Genomic DNA, 14751 nt, shown 5'->3' on the forward strand with positions numbered 1-14751 from the left:
CGTCATGAAACATTTAGATTACTGGAGAAAACAGCAAAAACAGCAACAGTTAGAAGATCAAATTAGAACGGAACAAGCCAGAACAGAAGTTCAAGGGATTGTTAAAGTATTAATAGAACAATTTTCTATTAAAAAAGTTATTTTGTTTGGTTCTTTAGTTCGAGGAAAATTTCATGAAAACTCTGATATTGATTTAGCGGTAGAAGGAGTGCCAAAAAAGGATTATTTTACAGCCGTTGCGATCGCTAATAATTTAACATCCCGATGGGTAGATTTAAAACCCCTAGAAGACTTAGAACCTCACTTTCGAGAAAGGGTTTTAACAACAGGAGAATGTGTTTATGAAGCCAATGTCAGCGAGTAAAATTCGGGAACTAGCGACGGATATTGAAATTGAGTTAGAACGTTTAGGACAGTTGGAATTAACAATCGCTCAAGTCCATAATGAAATTCAACGAAATTCAGAAAGAACACCAATTTTTTATGAAAGTCTAGCCTTAATGACAGCTTGATAAAATTCTTCTAAAGCCGTCACACAAACTTGATCATCAAACAGAAGATGTTGGCGTTCACTCATCTGTTGAGAAATTGTTTCACGTCCTATACAATCTAACCCTAATTTGACCGCAATTTCAAGATATTCTGCTTCATTTTTGGCAATAGTTTCTGTTAAACCTATCATTTTTAGAAAACTATCCGCATGGCGACCTCGCATAAATTCCCCAGGACAGGTTACAATGGGTAAATAACAAGCGATCGCTTCTAAAGAGGTATTTCCTCCCGACCAAGTAAAGGTATCTAAAAACACATCCGAAAGTTGGTTTAACATTAAATAATCAAAGCGTTCGTCAACTTTTCGATGTAAACAATAATCCTGATAATTTAAGCCATAGTTGGAAAAAGTTTGATTTAAGCGTTCATTAAGTAATGTTCCTCGGAAAAATAAAAACTTAGCGTTCGGAACTTTGAGTGCTATTTTAGGTAAAATATAATCATATTGGGGAAGATATTTAAAGGGAGCTTGACAACATAAATAAATCACCGCATCTTCGGGTAGATTATAGTCTGATCGAGTTTTAACTAACGGTGGAATATCTTGAGGTTTTGGATAAGCAACCCCAATATTAGGTAATAAAATTAAGGTTTCTGAATAATGTTCCTGTGCATTTTCCGGTTCCATTAATTGACTTGATAGGAAATAATCAATGGTTGGGAGTCCTGATGTGACGGGATGACCCCAAGCGGTGCATTGAATGGGTGCTAAACGTAAGGTGGCGAGTTCCATTGTTGGGGGGTTCATCCCAATTTCGGGATAAACTAAAATATGCAGTTGATCCTTAATAATTTGTTCACAAACGGCTTCAAAATTGTTAGGAATATGATAAAATTGATGGCTATATTGTCTAAATTGTTCCGTAACAGGATCAGGAGAATTCCCGGTATAATAAGCGTAAATTTCAAACTGATTCCGGTTAGCATAGCGTAACCAACCAATTAACCACAGTGAACCACTATAACAATGCAAATAACTAGAAACATATCCCACTCGAATTTTATCCTTAACTGTTGGTAGGGTTAGCGGTTGAACCCACTGAGGATATTTTAAGCACATAATTTGATGCAGAAAATTGCCATAAATTTTTTGTTCTTCAATCACATTTCTCGCTTGATACCCTAAATAAAAGTTGGTAAATCGTCCCATTCCTAAAAATGCTTGATCTACCGTTTCAGGATTAGTTAAATCTGTGGTTGCAATTAAATTTTGTAATCCTTGATTAAACCGATCTCGATAATTGTTGATTTCCTCAATAGAGTGGTACAACATCGGTACTATGAGATTTTTAAGCAGGGTAAAGGTATAATCTTTGGGTAAGCATTCTGAGGCGATTTCCGCTTGTTTAACAGCTTCTTCTGTTCTTCCTTGATAAAGAAGGTTCATAATTAATGTAAAGTGAAGGGGAGCAAAATCAGGATATATTTTTGTTCCAATTTTCAAGATATCTATGGCATCATTCGGTTGATTGAGTTGCCAGTAACAGTGATTGAGTTTTTCATAAAGATCAACATCTCCTACTTGCAAATTTAGGATTTTTTGATATTCTGTGATCGCTGCTTCATAATTGCCTAATTGGTACAAGCGATCGCCAAAACTACGATAATAAGAAATCGGATTTTTTTCAATTTCATCCGTTAGAGCTAAGTTATGCAGAATATCAGGCTGATCTGGAATAATCCTTAAACCTTTTTGATAGGTTGCTTTAGCGAATTGAAATTGATTTTGCAATAAAAATAAATTGCCTAAATTCAGGTAACTACAAAAATGATTAGGGTTAATCTCTATGGCTTGACGATAAATTGTTTCTGCTTCTGCAAATTGCCCTTGTTGCGTTAAGAGATTTCCTAAGTTATTATAAGCATCAATATGATCGGGTTTTAATTCGATTGTTTTTTGGTAAGCTGCGATCGCTTGTTCAACTTGATTCAATTTTTCATAACTCATTCCTAAATAATAATAAGCTAAATTATTAGTTTGATCTTGGTTTAAAACATGAGATAATATTAAGATAGATTGAAAATAATTTTCTTTTTGGTAATATAAAATTCCTAAATTAACCCAAACTTCGGTGTTTTCTTCTTGCCATCTAAGCAATAATTTATAGTGATTTTCAGCTAAATCCAACTGTTGGTTTTGATGAGCAGTTATCCCTTGTTGATAAATTTGTTGTAACTGTTCGTTTGTGGGTTTTTGTTCTGCTAATTCAAGAATTCCTTGGATGACAGAATCTTGACGTTGTGCTTGAAATATTTGCACTGAATAATTAAACGTTCTTTTCTGATTCCAACTTAAGACTTGAATTTGATCAGGGAGATGACAATTTACTAAAATAGACAATTCTGGAAACAGTTTTGCTTGTGGAAAAGAGGCTAGAAAATCCCAGATTGCTTGCTGAACAAAACTAATATTTCCATGATCAACAATAATTAAAGCTGAATCCGATAAAAGGGGTTTAGCTAATAATAAAGCTAATAAAGTAGAACGATAATCGGTCGAACTCTGGACAACATAAACTCCTATTTTAATCTCCGTTTCCAGTTGTCGCAGTTCTAATAAAAATTCTTCTACATCTTGGTTATAAAAACAAACCTGTTCCTCCAGGTTAAACTGATGTAAATTTTTAAATAACTGTTCTAAACCTTCACCTTTTGGTGTAAAATCAGGATTGTCATTAATAGCATAGGCAATAGCTTCTGGTTGATTCAAAAGCGCACCAATCAATGTTAAACCCTGTTGTGTTCCAATCTCACAATAAATTTCATTGGGTTCCAGACTAGCAACCGCACAGTTGAGTAACGGGAGCAAATTCTGGGGAAACTGCTCTGAAGCGAGGTTAAGCAACTGCTGAAACCGTTTATATTGCGGGTGGACAAAGACAGTTCCCCATTGTTCATATAAACGGGGTAGTTCTTGAATAAAGCGTTGATCATCCATAGTCAAACTTAGGAGCGTTGAATAGAGCCTATATAATATAGTACAAGCTTGTCATAGGCAATGAGTTGAATTTGCATTAAAAGAAACCTGATCGTTTATGGGATTATATCGGGTATTATAGGAGTACAGTAACTTTCACTGAATCTAAGCATTAACTTAGTAGTATTTAGACTAAGAAAGCTCAATTTTTTCTGATTATCTTAAGCCAATTAATCTACATAAAATTAGTAATATTAATAGATTCATTAGTATTACTAATTGAAAAAGATAACTTATTTTAGTTTCGAGGATCAAATAATGTCTGAGCAGAGTTCGAGTTTAAATTCCATAATTTCTCCTGAAATTAAAAATGATGAATTTTATGATTATATTCAAAGAATTGCTCAAGAAGAAAATATAAAATATATTTTAGAAATCGGTTCATCATCGGGAGAAGGCAGCACAGAAGCCTTTGTTAAAGGAATTCGGAATAACCCAAGCCGACCGAATTTATTTTGTATGGAAGTTTCTCAAATACGGTTTGAACAATTAAAGAATAGATATGAAAAAGACGAGTTTGTTAAATGTTATAATGTATCTTCTGTTTCACTAGAGAAATTTCCTGATCAGACAGATGTTATTGAATTTTATAATCAACAACAATCTGGGTTAAATTATTATCCTTTAGAGCAAGTTTTGGGTTGGCTTCAACAAGATATCGAATATATTAAAGCTTCTCAGGTGGAAACGAATGGGATAGCAAAAATTAAACAAACTAATAATATTGATTTTTTTGATGTTGTTTTAATTGATGGTTCAGAATTTACAGGAGTTAGTGAATTACAAGAAGTATACGGTGCTAAATTAATTTTATTAGATGATATTAATACTTTTAAAAATTATACTAATTATCATAGGCTTCTTTCTGATCCCCAATATACATTAGTTAATCAAAATATTAACCTTCGTAATGGATACGCTATTTTTAGAAAAAACACATTTTCTTTTGAAACTGAGCAATCTGAACAAAAGCTCGTTAAAAACCTAGTAACTTCAGGAATGACTGTTTTTGATGTTGGAGCTAATATTGGAGATTATTCTATATTATTGAGTCAACTTGTAGGGAATTCAGGAAAAGTTTATTCATTTGAACCCACTTCTAACACTTTTCAAACCTTGCAAAACCGATTACAAGAAAATAAATGTGATAATGCTTCTGTTTACCAAAAAGTAATATTTTCTAATAATCAACCTATTGAGTTTAATGAATTTTCTGATGAATATTCAGTATGGAATAGCATTGGATCTCCTCAAATGCCTGATCCCAATAAAAGTACAGAATATGTTCCTATTGTTAAAACAGAAATTTTAGAAGCTATTACTCTCGACTCTTTCTGTGAAGAAAATAATATCCAATCTATAGATTATTTAAAAATTGATGTAGAAGGTGCAGAAAGTGATGTTCTGCTGGGTGCTACTGAATTATTAAAAAATCAGTCGATTCAATTTATCCAATTTGAAATTTCTCAAAAAATGCTCGAAGGATTAAATCGTAATGCTCAAACAACTTTTGATCTGTTGATTCAAAATGGTTACGAGTGTCATCGCATCCAAGTCAACGGGGATATTGGTGAACAGGTTACTGGCTCTAACTCTTTCTATGAAAATTATATTGCTTTCCCACAACTACCGATTCATTTCTTTACCATTGTTCTAAATGGGCAACCGTTTATCCGATACCATATTGATATTTTTAATAAATTAAGTTGTCAATGGCACTGGCATATTATTGAAGGAGTTGCTGACTTAAAACATGATACTTCTTGGAGCTTAAAACTGGGAGGTAAACTAACAGATCAGTTTCATGATCATGGACGAAGTAAAGATGGAACGTCAGAGTATTTAGATCAACTCGCTCAACAATATCCAGAAAATATCACGATTTACCGCCAACCTAAAGATATTGTTTGGGATGGCAAGCGAGAAATGGTGAATGCTCCTCTTTCTAATATCCAAGAAGAATGTTTATTGTGGCAAATTGATGTAGATGAACTCTGGACAGTAGAACAAATCCATGCCGCTCGTCAAACCTTTGTTAATCATCCTGAAAAAACCGCAGCGTTTTACTGGTGTTGGTATTTTGTGGGAGAAAATTTACTGATCAGCACTCGTAATTGCTATACACAAAATCCTCAACAAGATTGGTTAAGAACTTGGCGATTTAAACCAGGAATGGTTTGGGCTGCCCATGAACCGCCGATTTTAGTAGAAACTTTACCCGATGGTCAACAGCAAAATGTAGCAGGTATTAATCCCTTTTTACATCATGAAACTGAACAAAAAGGCTTAGTCTTTCAACATTTTGCCTATATTATGCCAGAACAATTGCAATTTAAAGAAGAATATTATGGCTATCAAAATGCACTAGCACAATGGCAGAATTTACAATCCGCCACTCAATTTCCTGTATTTCTGCGGGAGTATTTTGCTTGGGTACAAGATCAAACTCAAGTCAATACTGCAACAGCCTATGGTATAACTCCGATTGTTTATAGAGACCGTCAGACAGAAACTTGGAAATTTCGGAAGCTTGAAGGTTCAAAAATTTTACCTTCACATTACGAACAATTATCACCTAAAATCTTGATTGATGGTGTGTTTTTCCAAATGTATAATACCGGAATTGCCCGGGTTTGGCGTTCCTTATTTGAGGAATGGGCCAATAACGGTTTTGGTCGTCATCTCGTAATTTTAGATCGCAACGGAACTATCCCCAAAATACCTGGGCTTTGGTATCGGACAATCCCTGCTTATGACTATGCAAACACCGCTAATGATCGGCAAATTCTTCAGCAGGTTTGTGATGAAGAAGGAGCAGACTTATTTATCTCAACTTACTACACGACTCCCATTTCAACCCCCTCAGTATTTATGGCTTATGACATGATTCCTGAAGTTTTGGGTGGAAATCTTAACGAGCCGATGTGGCGAGAAAAACATCATGGCATCCGTCATGGGTCAGCTTATATAGCGATTTCAGAAAATACAGCAACTGATTTGGTCAAATATTTTCCAGAGATTAATGCACCTGTAACTGTTGCTTACTGCGGTATTTCAAGTCTTTTTTCTCCAGCAACAGCCGAAGAAATTCATCAATTTAAAATTAAGTATGGAATTCAAAAACCTTACTTTCTCCTAGTGGGAGCAGGCAGTAACTATAAAAATGCCATTTTATTTTTTCAAGCTTTTTCCCAACTCCAAAGTAAACAAGGCTTTGACATTGTGACAACAGGTAGTGGCTATCTACTGGCTGAAGAGTACCGAGCTTTTACTTCAGGTTGTGTTGTTCATCCCCTACAACTCTCCGATGATGAACTCAGACTCGCTTATTCAGGAGCAACGGCACTGGTTTACCCCTCCAAATACGAAGGGTTTGGAATGCCTGTAGCAGAAGCTTTAGCTTGCGGTTGTCCAGTAATTACTTGTCCCAATGCTTCACTTCCAGAAGTTGCTGGAGAAGCTGCAATTTACGTCAATGACGATGATATTAATGAACTCGCTAATGCTCTTTGTGAGGTGCAAAAACCCCTAGTTCGTCAGAAATTAATTCAGGCTGGGCTACAACAATCGAAAAAGTTTTCATGGTCAAATATGGGGAATGTTGTGAGTCAGGCGTTAATCAATGCAACGTTGCTGCGTTTACCCTTAAAAACAACAAATCTTATTATTTTTCCAGATTGGAATCAGCCTGAAGAAATACTATATGCTGAATTAGCAGATGTGATTCGAGAAATTGCCTCTCATCCGAACAAGCATCAGATTACATTACTGATTGATCATCACCCTCTAACAGATGAAGAGGCGGATTTAACCTTATCTAGTGTGATTATGAATCTACTGATGGAAGAAAATGTAGAGCTTGATGAAAGTTTAACTATTGCTTTCATCGGGAACATCAGTTCAGTCCAGTGGTCAGCTTTACATTCTCGTCTGCAAGGTCGAATTATCTTAGAACATGAAAATCAAGAAGCTTTGCTCCAAGTTCAGGGAGAAAAGCTCAGTTCTTATTCTTTAACCCAAGTCAGAAATTTATCCTTGCCATTGAAAACTGATGATTGATCATAATCAACCTTAAAATTTATTCATCAATGAGGAGTTTTCTGATGAACATCAATCAACACTTGATTTTAAAGCGACCTGTATTTTTTTACCTTTATGAAGACAGCTTTTCCCATTTAAGTATTTGTTTAGCAGAAGGATTTAAAGAACTAGGAATACCTTTTTATTCTAATATTAATTATTGGAAACTTTCTGAGCATCCTGATGAATATTTGTTTGAGCATAACCCTGAGATCACTGCTGATGACTGCTCTATTGTTGTCTTAGATACAAAATGGCTCAATAGTAAAGGTGATTTTCCTGAAAACTTTTTTCAGCCAGGTAGACAATACATAACAGTTTACCTAGATGAGATGGATGGTTTAACCATTTGGAATCCACCATTAGAACAGTTTGACCTACGATTTAGAACTCACTATAATCAAAGGTCAAAACATCCTGAAAACTGCGTTTCTTGGGTTTTTGGTTTGTCAAACCGCATCATTGAACAAACTCAAGACTACCCTCAATTTCAAGAACGACAGTCTTCTAAGCTGTTAAGCATCTAAATAGGGTATAATGAAAAACCAAGTTTAGAAAAATCAATCAAAAGATGCCTGCTAAAAATCATTTAAATGAAAAGCAAGTAGAGAAACTACAGAAAAGATTGAAAGAGGAAGAAAATGGACAAATCCGAGAAAGAATCTTGATTTTATTATTGCTAAATGATGGTAAAAAGCAAAGTGAAATTGCCAAGTTTTTGGGCTGCTCATTAAACAAAGTATGTTATTGGTGTGTACATGGAGACCCTGACAAATTAGAAAGCCTAAAAGATGAAAGAATGAAAGGAAATTATAGAAAAGCCACAGACAAATATATAGAGATATTATTAGAAACAGTAGAAAAAGAACCGGAAGAATTAGGATATGAATTTGGGAGATGGACAGGAGAAAGATTGGCAACTTATTTAGAACAAATCACAGGAATCAAATTAAGTAGTTCACAAGTGAGAAAGATATTAAAGGAAAAAAAGTATGTTTATTTGTGGGCAAAGTATAGCTTAGAAGAGAAAAGAGATCCAGAAAAAAGAAAATTATTTAAAGATAAAATAGAAGAATATTTGAAAATAGCAAAAGAAAGTCCAGAACAATTACAGGTATGGTTTTGGGATGAAAGTGGATTTAATTTAAGAGTGATAAAAAGAAAGAATTGGTGTAAAAAAGGGAAGAGGAAACAGATTAGAGGAGACAGGAGGAAAGGAAGAGTTAATGTGATGGGAGGATTGAGGTACTCGGATAAAAAAAGATTTGTAGAATTTCTGGATAAAGGAAATGCAGATAATTTTTATCAAGTGTTAAAAAGTTTTTATCAAGAGCTAATTTATGAATGGGTATTAGCGGGAAATCAAGCAGAAGAATTTGTAGAAAAAGGAGCTAAGATCCTGATTATTCTTGACAATGCAAGTTTTCACAAAAAAGAAGAGTACCTAGAAAAAATTAAAGCAGAAATGCCGAATGTCTATTTAGAATTTCTTCCAGCATATAGTCCAGATTATAATTTAATTGAATTAGTCTGGCATTCAGCTAAAGAATATATAGCTCATCGACTCTTTAAATCAGTTGATGAGCTAGAGTGTTTATTACATCAGCTTTTAAATGAAGGACAGTTATCTATTAAATGGGGACGTAAACTTAAAAACAAAGGTAATGCTATAATCACAGTTTAAATACACAACAGCTTATCATCTTTAACTTTAGAGTAGAGCAAGATCAGATAATAACAACGAGAAGTTGGTTCAAATTTGAAGCTGGGTTTTCATTTTTAAATAGCGGATTATTGGTTTTTGAAAATCCCGTCCGACGGATCTCAAAACAACAGATTCTTCCTCTCTTTCAAGGAATTCTTAATATTGATGATCGGATTGATCAATTTGATCAACCGCCTTCTGATAGCTACCATGCCTTGCAGTGGGAACAAACAGGAAAAAGGCATCATCCTCAATATTACAAGCGATTAAAAGAATCAGTGGCTTGTGCTGGTTTTGCAGGCTGTGTTATTCCCTATAATAACTCAGGAGAATTCTTAGTAGAATGGTGGGATAGTTGGAGATTTTGGGAATCTTTGGCTGCTGGATGTGTTACTTTCCATGTAGACTTTGATAAATATGGTATTGATCTGCCTGTGATCCCCGAAAATTGGCGACATTATATTGGGATTGATTTAGAACATCCACAAGACACGATTGATCGAATTATCAGTGAACCCAATATTTTAGAGCAAATTTCTACTGAAGGACGCCAGTGGGCTATCAATCATTACAGCCCAGTTCCGACAGCATTACGATTTTTAGAAACGATTTCTGCATATCAAAACGCCAAAAATGGTTTTTTTGAAACTTCTCAGCAGTCCTTAGAGCAAACGATTAATTTACCTTTAAGGAAAATTAATCTTGTTATTTTCCCCGATTGGTCTCAACCTGAACTCTCTTTAAGTTTAGAGCTAAAACCGATACTTCAAACCCTCGCCAATCACCCGGATGCTCTGGACATCACATTATTACTGGATAATCGAAATAAAACGGATGAAGAAGCTAATTTAATTTTATCGAGTGTGGTAATGGATCTTTTAATGGAGGGGGAAGTTTCTCTTGGATCGGAACACTTAGAAATTACGTTGATTGGTCAAGGAAATTCTAACCAATGGCCAGTTTTACTTCCTAGACTTTTGGGTCGGATTCAATTAGAAAATGAAGACCAAACAGCGATCGCAGAAAGTAAAGCTGACCAACTCCCCTGCTATTCTCTGGATTGTTTAAACTGGCAATTTTAGATGAATAGATCTAAGTATAGCAGGGTTTTTGTCCACTAATGGCTGTCTAAATATCGTTGCCACATTTGTTCATAAGCTTTTTCCATTTCAAGTGTAAATTGTTTAGCATTCCACAAAGGTGCAGTTTGCCGATTTTTTTTCAATTTCCAGGAAATATTTTGCCGCAAATGTTCATCAGTTCCTAACTTAATACCCCAATCTAAATATTCTTCATCTGTCCAGGCAATCCCTTCGGTAATCCCGGCATTGATCATCATTCCGTAGCTATTGCGACTCGAAAACTGTTCACCCACTCGTGCAACTAAAGGAATTCCCATCCACAAGGTTTCCATTGTTGTTGTTGCACCATTATAAGGATAAGTATCCAAGACAACATCTACAATACCTAAATTAGCACGATGGATTTCTTCTGTTGCCACTCCGGGTAAAAATCGCAAGCGATCTGGATTCACACCTTCCTGTTCTGCAATATCAATGAAGAATCTGTTTAATGATTCCTCAGAGCCCCAACCTTTAATAATAAAGTAGCTATTGGGTACTTCCTTAATAATTTTCATGTGTAAATGTGCGGTTTGAGGATTATGTTTAAATCCCCGTTGACCACTATAAAAAACCACTGCATCCGTTGGAATATTTAATTGATCCCGTCTCAGAGTAGGAACCCCTACATCAAATCCATCAATAGCAATATAGGTTTGAGGAAGACGCCAAATTGTTTCTTGATAGTATTCCTGTGCAGACTCTGGTAAAACATAAGGATCAGCAATAAAATAATCTATAGCAGGTACTCCTGATGCGTCCCAACCCAGCCAAGTCACTTGAATGGGAGCAGGCTTGAGAGACATAAATCCACACGTGCTATTTAAGGTGATACTATCAAGATCAACTAAAATATCAATCTCATCTTTATAGATTTGTTCTGCAACTTCTAAACCTCCTAGTCCTACTTTATACGCCTTTGAAACCTGATTAATATACCAACCTTCTAAGGAATCCGATGTTTCTTTTGGCCCAATAATATAAGCATAAAGCTCAAAATTTTCTCGATTATGATATTGAAATAATCCTCGTGCTAACCAGCCAACCGAATGTTTTCTTAAGCAATGGGAAATATATCCAATTTTTAGCTTTTTAGATGCGTGTTGTCGAGAAGTTGATCTGACTCCCTGACGATATCGCTCCACTTCTTCAGCGCAGTCAATTTCAATATTAGTTTGGCAGAATCGTGACAAACGGTTACGAAGTTGGGCATTTTCTTTAGGCTTATCCTGAATATAATTGAAAAAGAATGTTGCATTATATAAACGAAGAATGTGAGCACCTGAACCCAGATTAGTTGGATATTCTTCAAGTAACTTTTCAATGAGATGTTTATGCTCTTTAATTCTTGAAGCTGCTTCCTCCCAATAGCCACCTGCACTCATCAAGCCTCGTAAAATCATGTGATTATCAAAGATTTTTTCGGGCAAGTGCGTAACTAAAGAATAAGCTAATTTAGCGGATTCAATTGCTTTAGTATGTTCACTAATCTCTGCATAGAATGAAGAAATAGCTCGTAAAAGTTCAGGTTCTAAGGGAGCAATGCGTAATCCTAACTCAATAAACTTAATTGCCCATCTTTGTTGACCCCTAAGATAGGCTGTGTCATAAACAAATTTGAGCAAAATCGGAATTAAATCATTGGGGTTGGGGATATGGGCTAAACAAGCCTCAGTCAATGTTAATGTTGCCGGATGTAGAGGAATATAATCGAGAATTTTAGGCAATAGTTCAAGTAACTGCTGAGTATCTACTTCACTCGCTGGTTCTTCATTTAAAAGATCAATCAACCCTAAAGAAGTTAGTTCTTCGCCAACATCCATCTTCAAATGAATCGAAAGTTCAATCAGATGAAAGAGATTGATAATATCGGAAGGGTTAAGCTCTCGAATATGTTGCCGAATTGCCCAAGCTACAGAATAGTCCTCTAAGGTTTCTCTTCGTTGTGCTTCATTCTCTAAAACTTGATTTAATTCAACTGTCCAAATTTCTATATCTTCTGCTTCTCCATCTCCCATCCCGATCAGCCAAGTGGTTTGAGCTTCGGTTTCTTGTCCCTGTAACAGAAAAACTAAACCTAGATACCAATAGTTAGTTTTAATGTCAGGTTCTGTAGTAATCTTCTGTTCATAGAAATTAGCTGCTTTACTATAATCTCCCTTGACCAGAGATTCATAGCCTAAATTTTTAACCCTGAAACTTTCCACGTTGCACTCTTCTAACATAAGCCCATTGTAATGCGAAAATTTCAAAAAGATCGAGGAACAAAATAGGTAGCGTTTTTGACGCTACCTAATCTGAGTTGACGAATATAATGGTACTAAACACCAGTTTTCAAACCATATTAGAGTTATCAACTATTTAACAAATGTCCAGTTGATACCATCACAAATTGATACACTATCAAAGGCAGTAATAGAGGTTGTTTTACTTTCACACAACACCGTGCTAGTTGTATTCGCTTCACCAGCAGAAATCAAGAAGACTGAACCAGCATAGGCTTTCAGACCGCTAACGGGAGTGGCTTGAGCCGTTGCAGGGGCAGCAGTAGTGTTACTAACAGTGTAAGTGTAATTATTAGTTGCTGTTTTTAGACCTAAACCTAATTGATCAACACTGGTTCCAAACTGGCTCGTTTCTGCATAAACAGCTTGCTGGCCTTTGTTAATCGAAGAAATGTATTGTTTTCCTTCAGATTGTTTAGCTTTGTTGGCTTGGCTGAGGAAGGAAGGCAGAGCGATCGCAGCCAAAATACCGATAATGATAATAACAACTAACAATTCAATTAAGGTGAAACCTTCTTCTTTTTTTCTATTAGCAACGTATTGCAGGAATTTTGCTTTAAATTCGGTCTTCATAGGTTTTTCTCCTCTTGGGGGGATGTTTAACTTTTTATCTGGTAGTTCTAACTTACCCACTCTCTCAACCTTTCATATCACCCCTACAAAAATTTTTTTTATTTCACCCGGAATGCTCCAGAAGCAAATACAGAAAGGCATCCAGGGTGATAAGGACTTCTTTGATCTGTTGCAGTGCCCTCTGGACAGTAATCGGTTCTAGGGTAATAGGATCAATAGGATAAATTTGTTGCCACCGTTCTGCCAGAGAGATTACCGTTTGTTCTCCATCCCATAACGGCAGTAAACAGGCGGCTCGACTGCTTTCAAGGGTGATGGGTATGCGAGTGGGTAGCTTCACATATTGGCTAATTTCATAAGGTCTATGGGTCTGAATACATTCAATTAAGTCTGCTTTAGCTTGAGTCATTCTGAGTTGGGGATGTAAATGAACCCGTGCCGTTTGCCAATCAACTTCAGCCCATTCAGACACCGGGAGAATCAATTCTTGCTCACAATGACCACACCAAAAATCTAATAACCGATGCACGGGGTTAATTAACTCAAATAAATGTAGCTGTTCCTCGATAGAAATTTCGGATAAACTCAAGGCTAGAAACGCAGGTAAGTTATCAGGATCTTTAAATAAATCTAGTAACTGCCATTGTCGCCATTTTACCATACTGATCAATTGTAAATCAGTTGCCTTCAAAACCGCAAAAACCTCTGGGATTGTATAGCCTTTATCCCCTTGAAGTAAATAATTAACCAGCAACCATTCGTCATTTTTATAATCTGGACTATTCCAAGTTTGTGTCTTGAGTACCACTTCATCTTTGATGGATTCTATTGTTTCTCTAGCGATCTCAACCTTCAATTCTTGAGAAGTTTCATCCATGACTCCCATGAGTTTAAACAGAGATTGCGCCCTAAAATAACCGACCCTTTGATATAAACTATGTACATTAGCCCGAATAATACCTTGGGGTTTTAAAACTTGTTTGATCCCTTGCATTGCATTGAATAAATTTGGGCATAGATAAAGCACCTCATCTGCATTAATATAATCAAACTCATACCCAATTTCTGGTAAGTTTTCTATCGGTAAAACATAAAATTCTGTATTATCAAACCCATGAAATTTTAAACGTTGACGAGCCAGTTCAATAGATTGTTCAGAAATATCAATCCCTACAATTTTAGCCCCTGGATTGGCTTCTGCTAACATTAAGGATTTATATCCGCTTCCACAGCCTGCATCTAAAATAACTTTTCCTTCTGTATTAATAACTTTCTGATATTTTAAATAATAAGGCGTGACTAAATTGTGGATAAATAGCAACTCATAATCGGTTTTAGGGGAGTGTTCTAAGGGAATTCTAGGATAGGGGGCTGAGTCAAACTGTTGACGAATTTTTTCTAATAATTTTGGATCTTGGTTTTGCATTGGTATTTCTCAAGTAAACTATGAATTGGCGA

At 35.7% G+C, this 14751-nt stretch carries 10 protein-coding genes; 6 read left to right on the plus strand and 4 right to left on the minus strand.

Features of this window, described 5'->3' with window-relative positions:
- The first annotated feature begins 4 nt into the window (after positions 1-4).
- Together NMK36_RS15695 and NMK36_RS15700 are read left to right on the plus strand one after the other, a co-directional pair.
- A complete protein-coding gene (locus NMK36_RS15695; protein WP_254174129.1) occupies positions 5-364 on the plus strand; it encodes a nucleotidyltransferase family protein in 360 nt (119 codons plus the stop codon).
- The gene (locus tag NMK36_RS15700) at positions 342-512 is read left to right on the plus strand and encodes a hypothetical protein (RefSeq protein ID WP_254174130.1); all 171 of its coding nucleotides are present in this window, start codon (positions 342-344) and stop codon (positions 510-512) included. Before NMK36_RS15695 ends, NMK36_RS15700 begins: the two co-directional genes overlap by 23 nt.
- On the opposite strand, the gene NMK36_RS15705 is transcribed toward NMK36_RS15700, so the two are convergent.
- Complete coding sequence (locus NMK36_RS15705; protein WP_254174131.1) at positions 482-3490, minus strand: O-linked N-acetylglucosamine transferase family protein; 3009 nt, start codon at positions 3488-3490, stop codon at positions 482-484. The two genes, NMK36_RS15700 and NMK36_RS15705, sit on opposite strands and share 31 nt — an antisense overlap.
- A 297-nt stretch (positions 3491-3787) precedes the next feature.
- Between NMK36_RS15705 and NMK36_RS15710 the strand changes: the two genes are divergently transcribed.
- The 4 genes from NMK36_RS15710 to NMK36_RS15725 all read left to right on the plus strand — a co-directional run bounded on the left by NMK36_RS15710 (position 3788) and on the right by NMK36_RS15725 (position 10396).
- Complete coding sequence (locus NMK36_RS15710) at positions 3788-7588, plus strand: FkbM family methyltransferase (RefSeq protein ID WP_254174132.1); 3801 nt, start codon at positions 3788-3790, stop codon at positions 7586-7588.
- A gap of 44 nt (positions 7589-7632) precedes the next feature.
- Positions 7633-8136, plus strand: a complete 504-nt coding sequence (locus NMK36_RS15715) for a hypothetical protein (protein WP_254174133.1) — start codon at positions 7633-7635, stop codon at positions 8134-8136.
- Positions 8137-8180: 44 nt separating this feature from the next.
- Positions 8181-9293 (plus strand): IS630 family transposase, encoded by a 1113-nt coding sequence (locus NMK36_RS15720; protein ID WP_254172743.1) that lies wholly within the window; start codon positions 8181-8183, stop codon positions 9291-9293.
- Positions 9294-9403: 110 nt separating this feature from the next.
- Complete coding sequence (locus NMK36_RS15725) at positions 9404-10396, plus strand: hypothetical protein (RefSeq protein WP_254174134.1); 993 nt, start codon at positions 9404-9406, stop codon at positions 10394-10396.
- A gap of 35 nt (positions 10397-10431) precedes the next feature.
- Here the strand turns inward: NMK36_RS15725 and NMK36_RS15730 are convergent, their stop codons facing one another.
- The 3 genes from NMK36_RS15730 to NMK36_RS15740 form a co-directional block, all read right to left on the minus strand.
- Entirely contained in the window at positions 10432-12660 is a 2229-nt protein-coding gene (locus NMK36_RS15730) for an O-linked N-acetylglucosamine transferase family protein (RefSeq protein ID WP_254174135.1), read from the minus strand.
- Between the two features lie 132 nt (positions 12661-12792).
- The gene (locus tag NMK36_RS15735) at positions 12793-13293 is read right to left on the minus strand and encodes a type IV pilin-like G/H family protein (protein ID WP_302184668.1); all 501 of its coding nucleotides are present in this window, start codon (positions 13291-13293) and stop codon (positions 12793-12795) included.
- A 103-nt stretch (positions 13294-13396) separates the two neighbouring features.
- A complete protein-coding gene (locus NMK36_RS15740) occupies positions 13397-14719 on the minus strand; it encodes a class I SAM-dependent methyltransferase (RefSeq protein ID WP_254174136.1) in 1323 nt (440 codons plus the stop codon).
- Positions 14720-14751 lie beyond the last annotated feature (32 nt).

Source organism: Planktothrix pseudagardhii (assembly GCF_904830925.1).
Lineage (GTDB): Bacteria > Cyanobacteriota > Cyanobacteriia > Cyanobacteriales > Microcoleaceae > Planktothrix > Planktothrix tepida.